The organism is Lysobacter gummosus, from assembly GCF_001442805.1.
Taxonomy (GTDB): Bacteria; Pseudomonadota; Gammaproteobacteria; order Xanthomonadales; family Xanthomonadaceae; genus Lysobacter; species Lysobacter gummosus.
Map to the genome: position 1 here is coordinate 4,505,792 of NZ_CP011131.1, position 20,404 is coordinate 4,526,195.

Consider the following 20,404-nt stretch of genomic DNA (forward strand, 5'->3'; position numbering starts at 1 on the left):
TTCATGGCAGAAACAGTGACAGGGCCGCGGCAGGGTTGGACGGAAAATAGAAGTGGACGAAGCTAGCGGTGAGGCGCTGGCGCCGATACACCGCTTCGCGGCTGGGGCCGCCATTGGGATTGCTGGAATCGGCGATCGCCTCGGCCTGGATCTCGGCGCGCGCGTAGTGGAAGGTGTGTCCGCGCAGTTCGCCTTCGGCCAGCGTCACCGCCTGCAATCCCAGCGCCGCCAGACGCGGCTGGATCGTCGCGCTGCCGCGCAGCAGGCCGGCCATCGCGGCGCTGGCGCCGTCGCGGTCCTGCAAGCTGTCGAGCGCATACAACAGGCCACCGCATTCGGCCAGCACGGGCTTGCCGGCATCGACATGCGCGTGCAGCGCATCGCGCAAGCCGCGATTGGCCGACAGCGCCGCCAGATGCAGTTCCGGATAACCGCCCGGCAGCCACACCGCATCGCATTCGGGCAGGCCGTCGCCGGCGATCGGCGAGAAGAACGCCAGCTCGGCGCCGGCGGCGCGCAGCAGGTCCAGATTCGCCGGGTACAAAAAACACATGGCCGCGTCGCGCGCGATCGCGATGCGGCGGCCGGCGAGCGCGCGCTCCACCGCGGCCGTCGCGGCCGGCGCGAACGTCACCGGCGGCGGCAGCTCGATATCGGCATGCTCGGCCCAGGCATCGGCGAGCGCGTCCAGACGCGCGTCGATATCGCCCAGTTCGCCGGCCGCGACCAAGCCCAGGTGTCGTTCCGGCAGCGCCAGCGCGGGATCGCGCGGCAACGCGCCGAGCCAGCGCAGATCGGCGGGCAGACTCTCGCGCAGCAGTTGCGCGTGATAAGCGCTGCCGATGCGGTTGGCGGCGACGCCGTACACGCGCACGCCGTCGCGATAACGCGCCAGGCCGGTGGCGAGCGCGCCGAAGGTCTGCGCCATCGCCGAACCGTCGATCACCGCCAGCACCGGCACGCCGAGTCGTTCGGCCAGATCGGCGCTGGACGGCGTGCCGTCGAACAAGCCCATCACGCCTTCGATCAGGATCAGATCGGCTTCGCTCGCGGCCGCGTGCAGACGCGCGCGCACGTCGGCTTCGCCGCACATCCACAGATCCAGCTGCTGCACCGGGTGGCCGCTGGCGCGTTCGAGCACCATCGGATCGAGAAAATCCGGTCCGGTCTTGAACACCCGCACGCGCCGGCCCTGGCGCCCATGCCAGCGCGCGATCGCGGCGGTGACGCTGGTCTTGCCCTGGCCGGAGGCGGGCGCGGAGATGAGCAGCGCCGGGCAATCGACGGGAATCGGGAATGGGGAATCGGGAATCGGGACGGCAAAAGCCCGCGTGGTCGCGGCTGTTGCCATTCCCGATTCCCCATTCCCGATTCCCGAGATCACAACTCGATCCCCTGCTGCGCCTTGATCCCGGCCTTGAACGCATGCTTGATCACGCGCATCTCGGTAACCGTGTCGGCCGCTTCGATCAAGGCATCGGGCGCGCCGCGGCCGGTGATGACCACATGCTGGCGCGGCGGCCGCGCCGCGACCGCGGCGAGCACGTCGTCGAGGGCGACGTAGCGATGCGCCAGGGCGATGTTGAGTTCGTCCAGCAGCACGAAGTCGTAGGCTTCATCGCTCATCATCTTCGCCGAGATGGCCCAGGCCGCCTGCGCCGCGGCGATGTCGCGCTGCTTGTCCTGGGTCTCCCAGGTGAAGCCCTCGCCCATCACGTGGTATTCGAGCTCCTCGAAACGGCGGAAGAAGGCTTCTTCCCCGGTCGAAAAACTGCCCTTGATGAACTGCACCACGCCGCACTTGAAGCCGTGGCCGAGCGAACGGGCGAGCATGCCGAAACCGGAGGAACTCTTGCCCTTGCCGTTGCCGGTGTTGACCACCAGCACGCCGCGCTCGATGGTCGCCTTGGCGATCTTGCGATCGATCAGCTCCTTCTTGCGCTGCATGCGCTCGCGGTGTTTTTCTTCGCTCAGGCCGGCATAGCCGGCGCGATCCGCGGCTTGCGCCTCGTCGCCGGGCGCGCTCACGCCGCCGCTCCGAAGCGATCGCGCGCATCGAGCAGACGGGCCACGGCATAGACCGAGAAGCCCACGCCGACATAACCGGCCAGGGTGCCCAGGGTGCGCGGGTAGTACTGCGCGATGCGATCGATGAAGCCGGCCAGCGAGGCGTCCGGGTAGCGCCCGGAGAGGAAATAGAACCCGCCCTTGGAGATCAGGTAGGCCACCACCGAGGTCGCCAGCAGCGCCAGCACCAGTCGCGGCACGCTGCGCCAATGATCGCGGTGCATGCGCGCATAGAAGCGTCCGCCCATCCACAGCGCGCCGTAGGCCAGCGCCAGCGCCCAGTACGCCGGCGACAGGCACCAGTCGGTGATCCGGCCCAGCGCCAGGCTGGCCAGGTCCAGCAGCGAGGACAGCACGAACAGGGCCGGAAACACCCAGCCCGGCCGCAGCATCGCCCCGGCCAGGAAGAACACCGCCCACGACGCGCTGGGCAGAGCGTCCACGGTGGCGAAATGCTGGCCGCGCGTGCAGATCATCAACACGGCCAGGAGCGCGGCGGTGGCTATCTGCGCGTTGCGCGAACGCAAGGGCAGGATCGCATCGCTGGGGGCAAGCAGGATCGACATGTTCGAACTCCCGAATCGACTGGCAAAACCGATAAGCGCTTGCGCGGGCGATCAGGCCCGGCTGCGCGACTGCGCCGCGTGCGCCGGCGCGAAGCGCGCGATCAGCGCATGCACCAGGAACCCGCTGGCGATGTAGATCATGGTGGTGCGCACGAACAGCGGCCCCCATCGCCACAGGCGCGCCAGATACTGGTCGAGGTTGGGCTGCGGATAGCGGCCGCCGAACCAGTAGAAGGCGCCGTTGGAAATCAGGAACGACACGCTCGCCGCGACCAGCGCCAGGCCCAGCCCGATCGCCACCGCGCGTCCGTTCGCGGCCATGCGCGGTGCGTACATCCGCCCGGCGTACCACAGCACCGCGTAGGCCAGCAGCAAGGACGCATACGACGGCGTCACGCAGTAATGCTGGTAGAAGCTCAGGCCGCGGCCGGTGATGGCGACGTAGTCGATCGCCACCGCCAACAGCATGAAGCCTGCGAACAACGCATGCCGGCGCAGATACACGCCGCCCAGGAAGAACACCGCCATCGACGCATCAGGCAGGTGCAGCGCGCTGCCGAAGTGATGGAAGCGCGTGGCGATCATCAGCGTCAGCAGGACCGCGACGATGCTGGTTTTCACGGGCACGGACAGATCGTTCATCTCAAGCTCTCGGTCGGAGCCGGCCGCGCGGACGCGGCCGGGGTGGCGCGGTGACATCAGCGAAGGGGGCGGTAACGCAGCGTCAGCAGATAGTTGCGGCCGGGCTGATTGTAGAAGGCCGCGGTTTCGTAATGCCGGTCGAACAGGTTATTGGCCGATAACTGCAAGCTCCAGGCCGCGTCGAAGGCGTAGCCCAGGCGCAAGTCGGTCAGAGCATAGCCGCCCAGGCTGCGGGCGTTGGCCAGATCGTCGTAGCGCTGGCCGGCGGCGTAGACGCTGGCGCCGAAGGACACGGCGCGGGCGGCGCCCAACTCGAAGCGGCGGTCCAGGTCGATGCGTGCGCTGCGGCGCGCGCGGCGCGGCAGATAGTTGTCGTTGTAGCTGTTGCGGCTGTCGTTGCGCGCGTCCAGCCAGGTCGCGCTGGCGCGCAGGTCCCAGTCGGCCAGGCGCGTATCGAGCACCGCTTCCAGGCCGCGGATGCGGGCGCGATCGACGTTGCCGGGCACACCGCGCGATGCGTCGTAGGCGATCAGATCGTCGATCCGGGTCTGGTAGGCGTTGAGCGACCACACCTGCCGGCGTTCGCCGCCGAAGCTGCCGCGCAGCCCGAGCTCGAAGCTGCGCGAGGTTTCCGGGGAAAGCTCCGGATTGCCGTAACCGGGGAAGTACAGCTCGTTGAAGGTCGGCGCCTTGAACGCAGTGCCGTAGCTGGCGGTCAGGCGCATCGATTCGGTGAAATCCCAGCCCCACAGCACGCTGCCGGTGGTTTCCCCGCCGAACTGGCTGTCGTCGTCGCGGCGCAGGCTGGCCTGCAGCGCATGCGCGCCGAAGTCGCGCTGCCATTGGCCGAACGCGCCGCGCAGGATGCGATGGTCGCGCGCGTAGCGGGTGCTGCTTTCGATCTCGTCGCGCTGCCAATCGAAGCCGGCGGTCAGCAGATTCTGCCCGAGGCTGAAATCGCCCTGCACCGAACCCAACTGGCGCCGCGTATCGAAGGTGCTCGAATACTTGCCGTTCTTGTAGTTGTCGCTCAGATCGGCGCTGCGTCCGGCGTTGAGGCTCACGCTGACGCGGTCGTTGGGCTTGTAACGCAGCTTGGCGCCGGCCACTTGCTGCACCGCGTCGGTCTGATTGTTCTGGCTGCCGTCGTAGAGGTTGTTGCTCTGGGCGCGCAGCACGCGCGCCTCGGCGTCCCATTGTTCGCTGAAACGGTAGCCGCCCTGCACGGTCAGCGAGCTGTTGCGGTAGCCGTCGCGATCGGGCGAATTGGTGAAACAGCCCGCGCCGCCCGGCGAGGGCTTGCCGCGGCAGGCGTTGATGCCGTCGGTGTCTTCGTGCGCGGCGTTGATCGAATACCAGCCGCGCTCGCCCTTGCCGGCGACGCCGGCGGAGCCGCGATGGGTCTGGTTGCTGCCCAGCGACAGACTGAAGTTCGGCGCGAACGCGCCCTGCGGGCGGCGGGTGAAGATCTGGACCACGCCGCCGATGGCTTCGGAGCCGTACAGGCTGGAGAACGGGCCGCGCACGATTTCCACGCGTTCGATCTGTTCGACCGGAATGTCCTGCAGCGAGGCGCCGCCGCTGGTGGCCGAGCCGAGCTTGATGCCATCGACCAGCACCAGCACGTGATCGGATTCGGTGCCTCGCAGGAACAGCGAGGTGGATTTGCCCGCGCCGCCGTGGTTGGCCAGCGATGCGCCCGGCGTGCCGCGCAGCAGGTCCGGCAGCGAGGCCGGCTGCAGGCGCTCGATGTCGGCGCGATCGATCACCGTCACCGCGGCCAGGGTCGCGTCCTGGGTCTGGGCGGTACGGCTGGCGGTGACCACGACCTGGTCGATATCCACCGCGGTATCGGCGCTGGCGCCGAAGGCGGCGCCGGCCAGGGCGGCGCACAAGGCGGTATTCAGGGCAAGCCGCGCGGGGCGCGACGGAAATGCAACGGCAACTACAGACGCAATCACTGGCAGGTCTCCACGGCCGCGCCTCACCCGCGCGGTCCAGACTAGGTCGAGACACACGAAGAGCGGCAAGGGAGGCAGGCGCGAGCGCAGGATTCCCGAGACACGGCCCTCCGCCTGTCGGTTCGCGCTCCGGGCCGGTCTCCGGGCTCGCGAGCGGAAGCGATCGGTGCGAACACCCGATCGCGGTTCCCGTAACGCGCCTTCCCGTGCATCAGCACAGTGGCCAAGAGCGTTACGTTGACTCGCCTACCGTTGCGGGGGCAGCTCCGGCTTGAGCGTTCGGCATGAGCCGCGCGCCACCGGATTCCCGTTTCAATCGCCCGACTGTGTCGGCGATCACCTTGAGCGCGGGCATCTTAACAGTGCCGCCCGGTGGCGGCGCCAGGGTATGGGCCTCGATGAGGCACATGCGCGACCCCTCAGGCACATTTCAGACGCGTCTGATTCATTCGCGGGCGCAGTCCGTGGACGATGCACTCACCCGCCGCGACCCGATCCCGCCGATGAACGCCACCGACTTGCGCCTGAGCCCCGCCCCGAACGTCCGCAGCCTGATCCTCGGCGCGCAGTCGGGTATCGGCCGCGCCCTGTCGGCACGCCTGTCGCGCCGCCGCGGCCAGCTGACCCTGGCCTGCGCCGATCTGCAGCAGCTGGACGCCACCGCCGACACGCTGCGTCCGCTGGCCAAATCCAGTATCGACACCCATCAGGCGCAGTTGGACGACATCGACAGCCTGCGCCGCCTGTTCGAGCGCGCCGGCCGGATCGACCACCTGATCATCGCCGCCAGCGCCCCGGCGCCGGCCGGACCCTTGGCCGAACTGGACCTCGATCAGGCGCGGCAGGCGTTCGAACGCAAGCTGTGGGGCTCGATCCAGGCCGTGCAGCTGGCCCTGCCCTATCTCAGCGGCAACGGCAGCGTGACCCTGACCAGCGGCATCGTCGCGCGCAAGGCCACGCCCGGCGCGCTCGCCCGCACCGTGATCAACGCCGCGCTGGAAGCCAGCGTCAAAGTGCTGGCGCGCGAATTGGCGCCGCTGCGCGTCAACGCCATCAGCCCAGGCCTGACCGACAGCGACGGCTACCACGGCATGGAACCGTTCGCGCGCATGTCGGCGCTGGCGCGGGCCGGCGAGAAACTGCCGGTCGGCCGGGTCGGCCGCACGGACGAAATCGCTTCGGCCTATCTGTTCGCGATCGACAACGCCTACGTCACCGGCACGGTGATCGACGTCGATGGGGGCGCGCTGATCATCTGAGCCGCTCCGCGGCGCAGGTCGCCGCACCCTCTTCCGGACGCCGGGATCGCGATCGATGCGACCCGGCGTTTTTTTTGGAGCCGGGATCGGGATTCGGGATTGGCGGCGCTTCGGAGCGGCCCGGCGCCGAAACTGGGGCGTTTACCACTTTTTGGCTACTTGCGTTAGGCACAGCTTGGCCGCTTTATTGACCCGCTTGTTATAAGCGTGTTAAACCCGATTGCCATCGATGTCACCCCCACCAGGAGTCTTCATGCACGCCAGTCGCAAGCTCACCGGACCCCTTCACCCACTGGCCCTGGGCCTGCTGATCGCATTCGCCGCGCCCGCCGCCTTCGCTCAAGACGCCGCTCCGCAAGGCGATCCCAAAACCCTGGACCAGGTCATCGTGACCGGCACCCGCGTGTCCGACCGCACCGTCGCCGAATCGACCGCGCCGATCGACATCATCACGCCGGAAACCCTCGAAGCCAGCGGCACGGTCGAACTGGCCACCGCGCTGGCGCGCGCCCTGCCCTCGCTGAACTTCCCGCGCCCGGCCATCACCGACGGCACCGACGCGGTGCGCCCGGCGCAGTTGCGCGGGCTCGCGCCCGATCAGGTGCTGGTGCTGGTCAACGGCAAGCGCCGTCACACCACCGCGCTGATCAACCTCAACGGCAGCCAGGGCCGCGGCTCCTCGCCGGTGGACCTCAACGCCATTCCGATCGCCTCCATCGAGCGCGTGGAAGTGCTGCGCGACGGCGCCTCGGCGCAATACGGCTCCGACGCCATCGCCGGCGTGGTCAATATCGTGCTCAAGGGCAGCGATTCGGGCGGCAGCATCGCCGCGCGCTACGGCCAGTACAGCGCCGGCGACGGCGAGCAGTACCAGCTGTCGGGCGATGTCGGCCTCAAGCTCGGCGAAAACGGCAAGGTGCATCTGGCCGCGCAGGGCGGACATCAGGACCAGACCAACCGCGCGCGTCCGTTCCAGGGCGTGGTCGAACAGCGCTACGGCGATCCGGAGATCGACAGCGGCGCGGTGTCGTACAACGGCGAATACAAGCCGGCCGACTACCTGACCTTCTATTCCTTCGGCAGCTACAGCAAGCGCGATGTGCTTTCCAACGGCTATTTCCGCTTCGCCGGCGATGCGCGCAACATTCCGTCGATCTATCCCAACGGCTTCCTGCCGCAGATCCACAACATCAGCAAGGACCGCGCCGCGGTGGTCGGCCTGCGCACCGAGACCGCCGGCGGCACCCAGATCGATTTCAGCTACAACTACGGCCATAACGGCCTGACCTTCGACATCGAGCACACCCTCAACCGCAGCCTGGGCCCGACCTCGCCGACGCAGTTCTACGCCGGCGCGCTGGAAGTGACCCAGCACGTGTTGAACCTGGACTTCACCCGGCCGGTGGATTTCGGCTGGCAATACCCGGTGACCTTCGCCTGGGGCGCGGAATGGCGCGGCGAGGAATTCAGCCAGCGCGCCGGCGAGCCGCTGTCCTACGCCAACGGCGGCGTGCCCGCGTCCAACGGCCAGATCATCCCCGGCGCGCAGGTGTTCTCCGGTTTCCGAGCCAGCGACGCCGGCGAGTTCGACCGCCACAGTTATTCGTTCTATGCCGATGTCGAAGCCGACCTGACCGACAAGTTCTCCGCCGGCCTCGCCGCGCGCTACGAGAGCTACAGCGATTTCGGCGACACCACTTCGGGCAAGTTGTCGGCGCGCTACGCCTTCACCGACAAGGTCGCGCTGCGCGCCACCGCCTCCACCGGCTTCCGCGCGCCGTCGCTGCAGCAGCAGTTTTTCCAGTCGATCGCGACCAACTTCATCAGCGGCATTCCGTATGAAATCGGCACCTTCCGCGTCGATAACCCGGCCGCGGTCGCGCTGGGTTCCGAGCCGCTGAAGGCCGAGGAATCCACCAACTACAGCCTGGGCCTGGTGCTGCAGCCGTCGGATGGCTTGTACATCACCATCGACGCTTACCACATCACCGTGGACGATCGCATCCTGCTGTCGGAAAACCTGACCAGCACCGCGGTGCGCAACTACCTGCAGGCCAATGGTTATCCGGGCATCGGCGGCGGGCGTTACTTCACCAACGCGGTCGACACCAAGACGCAGGGCGTGGACATCGTCGCGACCCAGGCCTGGGATTGGGCGTCGGGCAAGTTCAATCTGACCTTGGGCTACAACTACTCCAAGACCGAGATCGAGAAGATCGCGCCCAACCCGGCGCGCCTGGCGGCGATCGATCCGAACGCGGTGCGCATCGGCCGCACCGAGATCGGCCGCATCACCAAGGGCGCGCCGAAGGACAAGTTCTTCCTCGCCGGCGACTGGAAGACCGGCAACTGGAGCTTCAACGCCACCGCCACGCGCTACGGCGAGTTCACCGAACTGCACGCGACCGATCCGCTGCAGGATCAGACCTTCGGCGCGAAATGGACGCTGGATCTGGCCGCGACGTATCGCTTGAACAACTGGGACTTCACCGTGGGCGGCGACAACGTGCTCAACGAATATCCCGACGAGCAGAAGCTGGTCCTGGGCACCCGCAACTACCTGCCGTACAACACCGCCTCGCCGTTCGGCTTCAACGGCGCCTTCGCTTACCTGAAGGTCGGCTACAAGTGGTGAGTTAGACGCAGGCGACACGCACGACCCGACGGCCCGGAATTCCGGGCCGTCGTTTTTTGCCCGATTTTCCATTCTTCCGGCACATACCCGGGCGGCCCGGATCGGCTATACACCAAGCCTGCCGCCGCACGCACCGGCCATCGCCGGGCCGGGCAAGTGCGAGGCTCCGCACATCGTCCTTACGCAAAGCCGAGGCCCACGCCATGCGCATGACCGCTCCGCTGTTGCTGTCGCTCGTCCCGATGATGCTCGCCCTGGCCGTATCCGACGCCCTCGCCGCGCCCGGCAAGCGCGAGCAGACCGTGTTGATGCAAGGCAAGCCCGCCGGCCAGCAGAGCGTGGACACCGCCGCCGACGGCAGCGCCCAGGCCGAATTCCAGTACCAGGACCGCGGCCGCGGCGATCACATCAAGAGCCGCTGGACCCTGGACGCCGCCGGCATCCCGACCCAGTACGACGCCGAAGGCAACAACTACCTCAAAGTCCCCATAAGCGAGCATTTCAGCGTGCGCGGCGGCAAGGCCAGCTGGAAGAACGACAGCGAACAGGGCGAGAAAGCCCTGAGCGCGCCGGCGTTCTTCCTGCCGCTCAACGCGACGCCGGAAATGCAGGCCGTGCTGGCGCGCGCCCTGCTCAAGGCGCCGGGCCGCAAGCTGGCGCTGTTGCCGGCCGGCGAGGCGCGGCTGGAAGAAGCCGGCACGTTCGACATCGCGAGCAAGAACGGGCCGCGGCGCTTGTCGCTGTATCGCATCGCCGGCATGAACTACACGCCCGACTCGGTCTGGCTGGACGCGAACGGCGACACCGCGGCGGTGATCTTCTCCTCCGGTTGGGTGTCGGTGATCGCGCCGGAGTTGGCCGATTCGCTGCCCAAGCTGATCGAATTGCAGGACAACGCCGGCGCGCAATGGTCGCTGCGCATGGCGCGCGAACTCACCCACGCGCCCAAGGGCCCGCTGCTGATCCGCAATGCGCGCCTGTACGACCCGCGCGACCTCACGGTGACGCCCAACACCAGCGTGCTGGTCGAAGGCGAACGCGTCATCCGCGTCGCTCCGGACGCGGCGATGAAGGCGCCCGCGAACGCGGAAATCTTCGACGCCGGCAATCGCTTCCTGATGCCGGGCCTGTGGGATGTGCACAAGCATTACTCCGATTCCGACGGCGCCATGGACATCGCCAACGGCATCACCAGCAGCCGCGATCTGGCCAACAACACCGACGCGTTCCTGGAAAAGATCAAGCGCTTCGACGCCGGCACCGAGATCGGCCCGCGCGTGCTCGCCGCCGGTTTCATCGACGGCCCCGGCCCGTACGCGGGGCCGACCAAGATGCTGGTCGCCACGCCGGAAGAGGCGATCAAGGCGGTGGATTGGTACGCCGACCACGGCTACATGCAGATCAAGAGTTACTCATCGCTTAAACCCGAGCTGGTGCCGGTGATCGCCGACCGCGCCCACGCCCGCGGCCTGCGTTACAGCGGCCACGTGCCGGCGTTCATGTCGGCCAAGCAGTTCATCGAAGGCGGCGCCGACGAGTTGCAGCACATGCTGTTCGTCGAACTCAACTTCATGTACCCGCGCGTGCAGGACACCCACACCATGGCGCGCCTGACCGAAGTCGGCGCGCACGCGTTCGAGTTCCCGCCGGACAAGCCGGAAGTGCGCGAGTTCATCGAGTTCCTCAAGCGCCACCACACTGTGATCGACCCGACCATGGGCATCGAAGAGGACTTGTTCGCCGGCAATCCTCAGGACAAGACGCCGCCGGGCCTGAAGACCGTGGCCTCGCGCCTGCCGCCGCAGGCGCAGCGCAATCTGAGCTGGGGCGCGCTTAAAGCGCCGAAGGGCGAAGAAGAGGCGTACGCGAAATCGTTCCCGGCGATGATGCGCCTGCTCAAGGCGCTGTACGACGCCGGCGTGACCATCCTGCCCGGCACCGACGCGTTGGCCGGCTACATGCTGCATTCGGAGCTGGTGTCGTACTCGCGCGCCGGCATTCCCAACGCCGAAGTGTTGCGCCTGGCGACGCTGACGCCGTCGCAGGTGCTGGGCGTGGACAAGGACCGCGGCGTGATCGCGCCGGGCAAGTTCGCCGACCTGGTGCTGATCGACGGCGACCCGATCAAGAACATGGAAGACATCCGCAAGGTCGAGGCGGTGTTCAAGGGCGGCAAGCGCTTCGATCCGGCGCAGATCGAGAAGGCCCTGGGGATCGTGCCTCGCAAGGCGGTGGCGGTCGGACAGTAACGCCGGTCGCCGCAGAAACCAGAACGGCCCGCGCATGCGGGCCGTTCTGGTCTTCACTAATCACCGGTCGATCAACTCTTGCGGAACACCAGATGCCCCGCCTCGGCCTCGACGCCGATGGTGTCGCCGCTGACGAACTCGCCGCCGAGAATCTTCTGCGCAAGCGGGTTCTCCAACTGCTGCTGCACCGCGCGCTTGAGCGGACGCGCACCGTAGACCGGGTCGAAACCGACGTTGCCGATCAAGGTCAGCGCCGCATCCGACAAGGCGAGCTTCAGGCCGCGTTCGCCCAGGCGCTTTTCCAGGCCGTGCAGCTGGATCTTGGCGATCTCGCGGATCTGGCTCTTGTCGAGCGGATGGAACACGACGATATCGTCCAGGCGATTGATGAATTCCGGACGGAAGTGCGCCTGCACCACGCCCATCACCGCCGCCTTCATCTGCGTGTAGCTTTCCGGCGTGTCGTCGTTGTTGAGTTCCTGGATCATCTGCGAGCCCAGGTTCGAGGTCATCACGATCACGGTGTTGCGGAAATCCACCGTGCGACCCTGACCGTCGGTCAGGCGGCCATCGTCGAGCACCTGCAGCAGGATGTTGAACACATCCGGATGCGCCTTCTCGACTTCATCGAGCAGGATCACGCTGTACGGACGGCGGCGCACGGCCTCGGTCAGGTAGCCGCCTTCTTCATAGCCGACATAGCCCGGAGGCGCGCCGACCAGACGGCTGACCGCGTGCTTCTCCATGAACTCGCTCATGTCGATGCGGATCATCGCGTCGGACGAATCGAACAGGAATTCGGCCAGCGCCTTGCACAGTTCGGTCTTGCCCACGCCGGTCGGGCCCAGGAACAGGAACGAACCGCTGGGGCGATTGGGATCGGACAGGCCCGCGCGCGAACGGCGCACCGCGTCGGACACTACGCGCACCGCTTCGTCCTGGCCGACCACGCGCGCGTGCAGCGCCTGCTCCATCTTCAGCAGCTTGTCGCGCTCGCCTTCGAGCATCTTCGACACCGGGATACCGGTCCAGCGCGCGACCACTTCCGCGATTTCCTCCGCGGTGACCTTGTCCTGCAGCAACGTGAAGCCCTTGGTCTCGACTTCCTGCGCGGCCTTGAGCTGCTTCTCCAACTCGGGCAGACGACCGTACTGGATTTCGCTCATGCGGCCGAAATCCTGCGTGCGCTGCGCCGCTTCGAGTTCGAGCTTGGCCTGCTCGATCTGCTCCTTGATCTTGGTCGCGCCCTGCAAGGTGGCTTTTTCCGCCTTCCAGATTTCTTCCAGGTCGTTGAACTGCCGCTCCAGGGTGGCGATCTCGGCTTCCAGGTCGGCCAGGCGCTGCTTGGATTCGGCGTCCTTCTCCTTCTTCAGCGCCTCGCGCTGGATCTTGAGCTGGATCAGCCGGCGCTCCTTGCGATCGAGTTCTTCCGGCTTGGAGTCGATCTCCATGCGGATGCGCGAGGCCGCTTCGTCCATCAGGTCGATGGCCTTGTCGGGCAGTTGGCGGTCGGCGATGTAGCGATGCGACAAAGTAGCCGCAGCGACGATCGCCGGATCGGTGATCTCCACGCCGTGGTGCACCGCGTAGCGCTCTTTCAAACCGCGCAGGATCGCGATGGTGTCCTCGACCGAAGGCTCGCCGACGAACACTTTCTGGAAGCGGCGCTCCAGCGCGGCATCCTTCTCGACATACTTGCGGTATTCGTCCAGCGTGGTCGCACCGATGCAATGCAGCTCGCCGCGCGCCAGCGCCGGCTTGAGCATGTTGCCGGCGTCCATGGAACCCTCGGCCTTGCCCGCGCCGACCATGGTGTGCAGTTCGTCGATGAACAAGATGACCTGGCCTTCGTTCTTGGACAGGTCGCTGAGCACCGCTTTCAGGCGCTCTTCGAATTCGCCGCGAAATTTGGCGCCGGCGATCAGCGCGCCCATGTCGAGCGAGAGCACGCGCTTGCCGCGCAGGCCTTCGGGCACTTCGTTATTGATGATGCGCTGGGCCAGGCCTTCGACGATGGCGGTCTTGCCCACGCCGGGTTCGCCGATCAGCACCGGGTTGTTCTTGGTGCGGCGTTGCAGCACCTGGATGGTGCGGCGGATTTCCTCATCGCGGCCGACCACCGGATCGAGCTTGCCCGACTCGGCGCGCGCGGTCAGGTCGATGCAGTATTTTTCCAGCGCCTGCCGCTGTTCCTCGGCGTTTTCCGATTGCACGCTTTCGCCGCCTCGCAGCTTGTCGATGGCCGGTTCCAGCTTGGCCTTGGTGGCGCCGGCGGCCTTGAGCGCGCGGCCGACATCGCCGCCGTCGTCGAGCGCGGCGAGCAGGAACAGTTCGCTGGCGATGAAGGCATCGCCGCGTTGCTGGGCCAGTTTGTCGGTGACGTTGAGCAGCCGCGCCAGATCGTTGCCGACCGAGACGTTGCCGGCCTGCCCCGAGACCTTGGGCAGCTTCTCCAGCGCTTCGCCCAGGCGCTCGCGCAGCAGCGGCACGTTGACCCCGGCCTGTGCCAGCAATGGCTTGGTGCTGCCGCCGCTCTGGTCCAGCAGCGCGGTCAGCAGATGCGCCGGTTCGATGACGCTGTGGTCGCGCCCGACCGCCAGCGACTGCGCATCCGACAGGGACTGCTGGAAGCGCGAGGTGAGCTTGTCCATTCGCATGGAGGTTTCTCCGAAAGGTGTGGCGGCCGGACGCGAGTGTCGCGCACGAGCCGCGAATGACCTGTTAATGCGGGTCGGGGCGCAATCTTTCAAGCGAGCGCGGGCTGTGGGCCTCTTTGAAAAAGGGGCGGCGCGCGGGGTGATGGAAGGCGGGACGGTGCTTGGGGCGCGGGGGACTGGGGGGGGGGCGGCAAAAGCAAATCCCCCCTAGCCCCCCTTTTTCAAAGGGGGAACGCTGGCGCGGCGGCGGCGGAGACCCGGGCGCGCTAACTGGCGCCCACTTTGAAAAAGGGGGCGAGCGCCCGGCGTCGGCTCGAGGTTTGATCGACTCGATAGCGCGGGGGATTTGCTTCTGAGCGTAAAAGCAAAAGCGAATCCCCCCTACCCCATTTTCAAAAGAGGGGAACTACTGGCCGGGCGAATCAAACCAGATCGGTTGGCTGCAGAATCTCGACCCAATACCCGTCCGGGTCCTTGATGAAGGCGATGTGCTTCATGCGCCCATCGCTGAGCTTCTTCTGAAACTCGACCCCCAACTGCTCGAAACGCGCGCAAGCCGCCTGCACATCCGGCACCGACACGCAGATATGCCCGAAGCCGCGCGGCTCGCTGTTGCCATGGTGATACGCGAACGCCGCATCGTCCTCAGTGCCATGGTTGTGCGTAAGTTCCAGCACCCCGCGCTGGCTCAACAGCCATTCGCCGCGCGCCGGTTCCTCCGCGGGAATCTGCGCGGGATCGTTCACCAACACCAGGAAGTACAGACTGAACTTGGCCTCGGGAAAATCGCGCTTGCGCACCAGGGTGAAGCCGAGCACGCGGGTGTAGAAATCCAGCGACTTATTCGGATCCTTGATCCGCAGCATGGTGTGGTTGAACACGAAGTCGCGCGTGGCGGCTTCCGGTTGCGCGGTCACGCCGGGCACGGCGTTGAGTTCGTTCTGCAGGGACATGGCGTGAGGCCGTTCGAAAAGGGAATGGATGATTTGAGGCCGCGGCGGCGAAGTCTCAAGCCTGCGGCGGCGCCGCTACCGGATCGCGCTGGAAAGACAGCAGAACCAGCAACACGGCCAGGCCGATGTACGCGCCGATGAACTGCCAGGCGATGGTGCGCGACAACCCTTCCAGCGCCCACGGCAGGTACACGCCGCCGCGCGGATCGACCGAGTGGATGATGCCGAACAAGGCCAATCCCGCGCCCGCGAGCAGGAACGCCGCGGCGCGGCGCAGGCGGCCATCGACCATCGCCGCGACCGCCGAGGTCCAGATCATCGAGGTCATGATGAAACCGTTGCCCAGGGTCACGATCACCGCCAGTTCCGGCAGGCCGTGGCCGTCGAGCGCGCTCATCAGCTGGGCGTGGTGATCCGGCGCGATCCAGCCCGGGTTGCCGGTCTTGATCGCGAGCATGTACGCCACCGAGGGCAGGAAGCCGAACACCATCGCGGTGGCGTGCTTGCCCGGCGTGGCCTGGAAGGCCTGTGTGGTGATGTCGAGCGCGACGTAGACGATGATCGGCGCCAGCACCGCCAGCGGCAGCCACTGCACCAGGCCCGAGACGATGCCGAGCATGCCGCCCAGGCCGATGAACAAACCCGTCAGCAGCGTGTAGCCGCTGCGCGCGCCCATGTGCTTGTACGCGGGCTGGCCGATGTAGGGCGTGGTCTGGGCGACGCCGCCGACCAGGCCGGCGACCAGGGTCGAAAACGCCTCGGCCAGCAAAATATCGCGCGTGCGGTAGTCGTCGCCGGCCGCGCGCGCGCTTTCGCTGACGTTGATACCGCCGACCACCATCAGCAGGCCGAACGGCAGCAGCAGCGGCAGATACGGCACGGTGTACGGCAGGCCGTCGATGAAGCCCAGCGTCGGCAGCGGCAGGACGAAGTTCAGCGGCTGCGGCGTGGGGAAGGTGAAGCCGGGCGCGCCCAGGCCCAGCGCGCCGAAGCCGTAGAACAATACGGTGCCGAACACGAAGGCGACGAATACGCCCGGCAGTTTGATCGGCAAACGTCCCTTGGCGATCAACACGTACAGCAACAGTCCGAGCGTCATGAACCCGACCATCGGCGAGCGCAGGGTTTCGATCAGCGGCAGAAAGCCCATCAGCACCAGCGCCACGCCGGCGATCGAGCCCAGCAGGCCGGCGCGCGGAATCAACCGCGTCACCGCGTCACCGAAGAACGACAGCACGAACTTGAGCAGGCCCATCACGATCAGCGAGGCCATGCCGAGCTGCCAGGTCGCGGTCGCCGCGGCGGCTTCGTCCATGCCGGCCTGCTTGAAGCCGACGAAGGCCGGGCCGAGCACCAGCAAGGCCATGCCGATGCTGGTCGGCGCGTCCAGGCCCAGCGGCATCGCGGTGACATCGTCGCGGCCGGTCTTGGCGGCCAGTCGCCGCGCCATCCAGGTGTAGATCAGATTGCCCACCAGCACGCCGAACGCGGTGCCGGGGAACATGCGGGTGTAAATGACTTCGGCCGGAAAACCGAAGATGCCGATCAGCGCGGCGGAGATGAAACCCAGGATCGACAGGTTATCGACCACCAGGCCGAAGAAGCCGTTGAGGTCGCCGGCGACGAACCACGAGCGCTGTTTGGTTGGGGTCCCGACGTTCACCAGCCGCGTCCCCCGTCCATAGCGCCACCCGCCGACTCAGCCCGACGAAGAAACCCAGGAACCGACAGCGGCGCGGCCGCGAAGTCGGAACACGGCGCGGAGGGAAACGAACTGACGACACTCATGGGCGGCACTCGGAATGCGGGAAGGGGCGCCTCCTTGCGGATGGAACCCGCGATCCTTGTGCGGGGACGTGCCGAACGAACGGGAGTTCTGACGTCAGTCGAACGAGGTTCGCGGCCGCTTGGAATTCCCGATCGCCACCCAAGCCGCCAAGCCACCGCGCCTGGGATGAAATCCCCGAAAACCCGCCGATTTCGCCGTTCCCGACACCGTCGCCACGCAGCATAGAACGTCGCGCGCCCGCCGCGCACCCGCGACGCGGAAACGCAGCGGCCCAAAACCCGCGCCGGAACGCGGGTCCGCCCCGCTCCGCTCAGCCCTCGACGTCCAGCCAGCCCTGGTAATGCACCAGCAGCCCGATGCCCGGCAGCGCCGCGCGCACGTCGAAGCGGTAACGTCCGTCGCGCTCGAACTCGCGCGCACGCACGCCGCCGAACCAGCCCAGCGGCAAGGGCAGGCCGAGCGCGCGCACGCGCACCAGCCGCCAGGTCAGGCCGGGCTCGTTCGCGTCCTCGTCGGCGCCTTCGCTCATCGACAACTGGCCCATGCCGCCCGACATCGGCGACGGGCTCAACGCGGACGACACCGTCACCGCCGCGCCGGTCTGCAACGACAGCACGCCCGAGGCTGCCGCTTCCGGCAGCTCGCCGCTGAGTTCGAGCGCGAACGCGAAGCGCATCGGCCCCAGGCGCTCGAACACCAGGCCGTCGCGTTCCAGCAGGCGCGAACGCATCGCCGATTTGCCGAAACGCCGCGTCCAGGTTTCGCCGCGCGGGCCGGCGTCGATCTCCACTTCGATCGGCCCGGCATGCGCCTTCGGCAATCCGGCGATACGCGCGAACAAGCGCGAGCACAGGCCCGGGCCGCGTTCGACCTCGGCTTCGCCGCGATAGCGCTGGCGGCCGCCGCGCCCGTGCAGCAGGCGCAGGGTTCGCGGCAGCAATACGAAACGCACGCCCAGCACGCGCGGGTACAGTCCCTCGCGCGTTTTCAGGCGCTCCGGCGCGTTCTTCATGATCCGTGCTCCAAAACTTACAGGCCGCGCAGGTCGGCCGGCACGGTGTATTGACGGCCGTCGAAGGCCAGGCGGGCGACGCGCTGGCGCTTGGACACCGGCAGCTCGGTGCAGTCGTCGCCCTTGGCCACGCTGCGCCGGGCTTCTTCGACACTGGCGATGCGCAAACCGGCATAGCCGCGATCGCGCTTGGCGTCGATGGCGACGGTGCGCTTGACGGTCTCGAACTCGCCGGCGCAGTTGGTGTCCCATTCGCCGCGATCCAGCGCCACTTCCAGCTTGCGCAACACCGGCCGCAGCGAGTCGCCGTCGGCGACGTACAGGTTCAGCTGCGTGCTGCCGTAAGGATTGGCGCGCGAAGAACCGTTGTAGTCGATCCGCACGCCGAAGGCGGCGGTGGTTTCGTTGAGGCGGTATCGCGCGGTGTCGAGCGCGATCGAGCCGATCCGGATGGCATCGGACTGCAACGCGTCGTCCTCGCGGTAACGCTGCGCGATGCGCGGCTGCGCCGAGTCGGCCACCAGCACTTCCAGATCGGCGGATTCCACCTCGAGGCCGCTGGCGGCCTGGTGGCGCAGGCGCACCGCGAGCAAGGTCTTGTCCGGCGACGCCGGCCACACCTTGCACGCGACTTCGTCGATTTGAATCCAGCGCGGCTGCGCGCCGGCGGTGCGCAACAGACCTTCCTCGTCGCCGCTGCCCTCGCGTGCGCCGGGATAGGCCGCCTGCAGCAGTTCGGGCAGGCGCGAAGCGCAATCCGCCGCGACGGCGTCGGCGCTAACTATTAGTGCGACGAGGGATAACGACAGGGACAGGACCGTCCGATGGGCCGTGGTGCGCATCAATCCATCCATATGAGCGTCGCCATGCGTCCGGTGCGGCGGTCGCGGCGGTGGGAATAAAAGCGTTCGGGATCGGCGATCGTGCACAAGCCGCCGCCGTGCATATGATCGGCGCGCAATCCGGCCTGCGCCAGTCGCATCCGCGCCAGCGCATACAAATCCACTAACCAATGCCCCGGCCGCGTCGCGACGAAGGCCGCATCCGCGCCCGGATCGCGGGCGAGGAAGGCATTGCGTACTTCCGCGCCGATCTCGTAATGCCGCGGCCCCGCCGCCGGTCCGAGCCAGGCGTGCAGGCGCTGCGGCGAGGTGCGCATCGCCGCGACGGTGGCTTCGAGCACGCCGTCGGCCAGACCGCGCCAGCCGGCATGGGCGGCGCCGATCTCGCTGCCGTCTTCGGCCGCGAACAGCACCGGCAGGCAATCGGCGGTGAGGATGGCGAGCACGACGCCGGGCACCGAGGTCGCCGATGCGTCGGCTTCGGGTTCGTGCAGCTGCGGCTGGCGGTCGGCGGCGCTGTCGTCGAAACGCAGCACGCCGGCGCCATGCACCTGATGCAGCCAGCGCGGCGTCGATGGCAGCGCCGCGCGTTGCGCCAGCAATTCGCGATTGCGCGTCACCGCGGCCGGATCGTCGCGATCGCTGCCGTAGCGCGTGCCGAGGTTGAAGCGGTCGAACGGAGGCTGCGATACGCCCAGGCCGCCGCGCACGGTGGTGAAGCCGTGCACGCGGGCCGGCAGCGGCCAGTCCGCGGCCAGCCACGGCGCCTGCCCGGCCGCAGCGCTCATCGGCCGGCTTCCACCGCCGCGCGCGTGTCGGCGCGCAGTTCGGCGAGCAGATGCAGCATGTCGGCCGGCACCGCGGCGCTGCAACGCACCGGTTCGCCGCTGACCGGATGCACGAACTCCAGGGTTTCCGCGTGCAGGGCCTGGCGCTTGAATCCGCGCAGCGCCTCGACCAGACCGTCGGTCGCGCCCTTGGGCAGCTTGAGCGGGCCGCCGTACAGCGGGTCGCCGATGATCGGGTGCTTGAGGTGCTGCATGTGCACGCGGATCTGATGCGTGCGCCCGGTTTCGAGCCGGCATTCGAGCAAGGTGTGGGCGCGGAAGCGTTCGCGCAGGCGGTAATGGGTGACCGCGTCCTTGCCGTCGTCGCGCACGCCCATGCGCAGGCGGTCGCGCGGATGGCGGTCGATCGGGGCGTTGGCGGTGCCGCCGGAGACCAGCGCGCCGACCACCACCGCCAGGTATTGGCGATGGACTTCGCGTTCGGACAGTTGATCGACCAGCGAGGTGTGCGCCGGCAGGGTGCGGGCCACGACCATGACGCCGGAGGTGTCCTTGTCCAGGCGGTGGACGATGCCGGCGCGCGGCAGCGAGGCCAGCGAAGGGTCGTGGTGCAGCAGCGCATTGACCAGGGTCCCGGCCGGGTTGCCGGCGCCGGGGTGCACGACCAGCCCGGCCGGCTTGTCGATGACGATGACCTCGGCGTCCTCGTAGAGGATGTTCAGGGCGATGTCCTCGGCCTCGGCGTGGGTCTGGGTGTCCAGGACCACGTTCAATTCGACGCTCTCCCCGCCCCGAACCGGGTCGCGCGGGCGGACCTCCTGGCCGTTCAGGCGGGCATCGCCGCTTTTGATCCAGGCCGCGAGCCGCGAGCGCGAATAATCGGGGAACAGCTCGGCGAGCACGGCGTCGAAGCGGCGGCCGGCCGCGCTGTCGGGCACGGTCGCGGTCAGGGTCTGGCGGGGTTCGCTCATCGGGTCGGGTCTA

At 67.6% G+C, this 20,404-nt stretch carries 15 protein-coding genes and 1 riboswitch; of the genes, 3 read left to right on the forward strand and 12 right to left on the reverse strand.

Annotated elements, in window-relative coordinates; all coding sequences use genetic code 11:
• Nucleotide 1 precedes the first annotated feature (1 nt).
• The 5 genes from LG3211_RS18245 to btuB all read right to left on the reverse strand — a co-directional run bounded on the left by LG3211_RS18245 (nucleotide 2) and on the right by btuB (nucleotide 5,242).
• Nucleotides 2-1,351, reverse strand: coding sequence for a cobyrinic acid a,c-diamide synthase CobB (locus tag LG3211_RS18245; RefSeq protein ID WP_083512644.1), 1,350 nt, complete (start codon nucleotides 1,349-1,351; stop codon nucleotides 2-4).
• Nucleotides 1,352-1,380: 29 nt separating this feature from the next.
• Complete coding sequence (cobO, locus tag LG3211_RS18250; protein ID WP_057945577.1) at nucleotides 1,381-1,947, reverse strand: cob(I)yrinic acid a,c-diamide adenosyltransferase; 567 nt, start codon at nucleotides 1,945-1,947, stop codon at nucleotides 1,381-1,383.
• Between the two features lie 77 nt (nucleotides 1,948-2,024).
• Nucleotides 2,025-2,633 carry a hypothetical protein gene (locus LG3211_RS18255; protein ID WP_425479917.1) on the reverse strand — a complete coding sequence of 203 codons (609 nt, stop codon included), beginning with the start codon at nucleotides 2,631-2,633 and terminating at the stop codon, nucleotides 2,025-2,027.
• Between the two features lie 51 nt (nucleotides 2,634-2,684).
• Nucleotides 2,685-3,275, reverse strand: coding sequence for a hypothetical protein (locus LG3211_RS18260; protein ID WP_148649002.1), 591 nt, complete (start codon nucleotides 3,273-3,275; stop codon nucleotides 2,685-2,687).
• 56 nt (nucleotides 3,276-3,331) lie between these two features.
• Complete coding sequence (gene btuB / locus LG3211_RS18265) at nucleotides 3,332-5,242, reverse strand: TonB-dependent vitamin B12 receptor (RefSeq protein ID WP_425479977.1); 1,911 nt, start codon at nucleotides 5,240-5,242, stop codon at nucleotides 3,332-3,334.
• A 109-nt stretch (nucleotides 5,243-5,351) separates the two neighbouring features.
• Nucleotides 5,352-5,595: riboswitch (cobalamin riboswitch) on the reverse strand.
• 144 nt (nucleotides 5,596-5,739) lie between these two features.
• On the opposite strand from btuB, the gene LG3211_RS18270 reads away from it, so the two are divergent.
• The 3 genes from LG3211_RS18270 to LG3211_RS18280 all read left to right on the forward strand — a co-directional run bounded on the left by LG3211_RS18270 (nucleotide 5,740) and on the right by LG3211_RS18280 (nucleotide 11,379).
• On the forward strand, nucleotides 5,740-6,495 hold the full coding sequence (locus LG3211_RS18270) for an SDR family oxidoreductase (protein WP_057944072.1): 756 nt from the start codon (nucleotides 5,740-5,742) through the stop codon (nucleotides 6,493-6,495).
• Between the two features lie 253 nt (nucleotides 6,496-6,748).
• Nucleotides 6,749-9,130 (forward strand): TonB-dependent receptor plug domain-containing protein, encoded by a 2,382-nt coding sequence (locus tag LG3211_RS18275; protein ID WP_057944073.1) that lies wholly within the window; start codon nucleotides 6,749-6,751, stop codon nucleotides 9,128-9,130.
• 203 nt (nucleotides 9,131-9,333) lie between these two features.
• Nucleotides 9,334-11,379, forward strand: coding sequence for an amidohydrolase family protein (locus LG3211_RS18280; protein WP_057944074.1), 2,046 nt, complete (start codon nucleotides 9,334-9,336; stop codon nucleotides 11,377-11,379).
• Between the two features lie 71 nt (nucleotides 11,380-11,450).
• On the opposite strand, the gene clpB is transcribed toward LG3211_RS18280, so the two are convergent.
• The 7 genes from clpB to rluD form a co-directional block, all read right to left on the reverse strand.
• Entirely contained in the window at nucleotides 11,451-14,036 is a 2,586-nt protein-coding gene (gene clpB, locus LG3211_RS18285) for an ATP-dependent chaperone ClpB (RefSeq protein WP_057944075.1), read from the reverse strand.
• A gap of 422 nt (nucleotides 14,037-14,458) precedes the next feature.
• Nucleotides 14,459-14,989 (reverse strand): lactoylglutathione lyase, encoded by a 531-nt coding sequence (gene gloA / locus LG3211_RS18290; RefSeq protein ID WP_057944076.1) that lies wholly within the window; start codon nucleotides 14,987-14,989, stop codon nucleotides 14,459-14,461.
• A gap of 55 nt (nucleotides 14,990-15,044) precedes the next feature.
• Nucleotides 15,045-16,652 carry a SulP family inorganic anion transporter gene (locus tag LG3211_RS18295; protein WP_057944077.1) on the reverse strand — a complete coding sequence of 536 codons (1,608 nt, stop codon included), beginning with the start codon at nucleotides 16,650-16,652 and terminating at the stop codon, nucleotides 15,045-15,047.
• A 436-nt stretch (nucleotides 16,653-17,088) separates the two neighbouring features.
• Complete coding sequence (locus LG3211_RS18300) at nucleotides 17,089-17,790, reverse strand: DUF4166 domain-containing protein (RefSeq protein ID WP_057944078.1); 702 nt, start codon at nucleotides 17,788-17,790, stop codon at nucleotides 17,089-17,091.
• A 17-nt stretch (nucleotides 17,791-17,807) separates the two neighbouring features.
• The gene (locus LG3211_RS26525; RefSeq protein WP_057944079.1) at nucleotides 17,808-18,632 is read right to left on the reverse strand and encodes a PA3715 family protein; all 825 of its coding nucleotides are present in this window, start codon (nucleotides 18,630-18,632) and stop codon (nucleotides 17,808-17,810) included.
• Nucleotides 18,632-19,420 (reverse strand): peptidoglycan editing factor PgeF, encoded by a 789-nt coding sequence (gene pgeF, locus LG3211_RS18310; RefSeq protein ID WP_057944080.1) that lies wholly within the window; start codon nucleotides 19,418-19,420, stop codon nucleotides 18,632-18,634. The genes LG3211_RS26525 and pgeF overlap by 1 nt, the downstream gene beginning before the upstream one ends.
• Entirely contained in the window at nucleotides 19,417-20,391 is a 975-nt protein-coding gene (rluD, locus tag LG3211_RS18315) for a 23S rRNA pseudouridine(1911/1915/1917) synthase RluD (RefSeq protein WP_057944081.1), read from the reverse strand. Before rluD ends, pgeF begins: the two co-directional genes overlap by 4 nt.
• Nucleotides 20,392-20,404: the final 13 nt, after the last annotated feature.

Excerpts from the sequence above, each read along its gene's own strand:
- LG3211_RS18245 (WP_083512644.1), bottom strand. The coding sequence starts at position 1,351 with ATGGCAACAGCCGCGACCACGCGGGCTTTTGCCGTCCCGATTCCCGAT.
- cobO (WP_057945577.1), bottom strand. The coding sequence starts at position 1,947 with ATGCAGCGCAAGAAGGAGCTGATCGATCGCAAGATCGCCAAGGCGACC.
- LG3211_RS18255 (WP_425479917.1), bottom strand. The coding sequence starts at position 2,633 with ATGTCGATCCTGCTTGCCCCCAGCGATGCGATCCTGCCCTTGCGTTCG.
- LG3211_RS18260 (WP_148649002.1), bottom strand. The coding sequence starts at position 3,275 with ATGAACGATCTGTCCGTGCCCGTGAAAACCAGCATCGTCGCGGTCCTG.
- LG3211_RS18270 (WP_057944072.1), top strand. The coding sequence starts at position 5,740 with ATGAACGCCACCGACTTGCGCCTGAGCCCCGCCCCGAACGTCCGCAGC.
- LG3211_RS18275 (WP_057944073.1), top strand. The coding sequence starts at position 6,749 with ATGCACGCCAGTCGCAAGCTCACCGGACCCCTTCACCCACTGGCCCTG.
- LG3211_RS18280 (WP_057944074.1), top strand. The coding sequence starts at position 9,334 with ATGCGCATGACCGCTCCGCTGTTGCTGTCGCTCGTCCCGATGATGCTC.
- clpB (WP_057944075.1), bottom strand. The coding sequence starts at position 14,036 with ATGCGAATGGACAAGCTCACCTCGCGCTTCCAGCAGTCCCTGTCGGAT.
- gloA (WP_057944076.1), bottom strand. The coding sequence starts at position 14,989 with ATGTCCCTGCAGAACGAACTCAACGCCGTGCCCGGCGTGACCGCGCAA.
- LG3211_RS18300 (WP_057944078.1), bottom strand. The coding sequence starts at position 17,790 with ATGAAGAACGCGCCGGAGCGCCTGAAAACGCGCGAGGGACTGTACCCG.
- LG3211_RS26525 (WP_057944079.1), bottom strand. The coding sequence starts at position 18,632 with ATGCGCACCACGGCCCATCGGACGGTCCTGTCCCTGTCGTTATCCCTC.
- pgeF (WP_057944080.1), bottom strand. The coding sequence starts at position 19,420 with ATGAGCGCTGCGGCCGGGCAGGCGCCGTGGCTGGCCGCGGACTGGCCG.
- rluD (WP_057944081.1), bottom strand. The coding sequence starts at position 20,391 with ATGAGCGAACCCCGCCAGACCCTGACCGCGACCGTGCCCGACAGCGCG.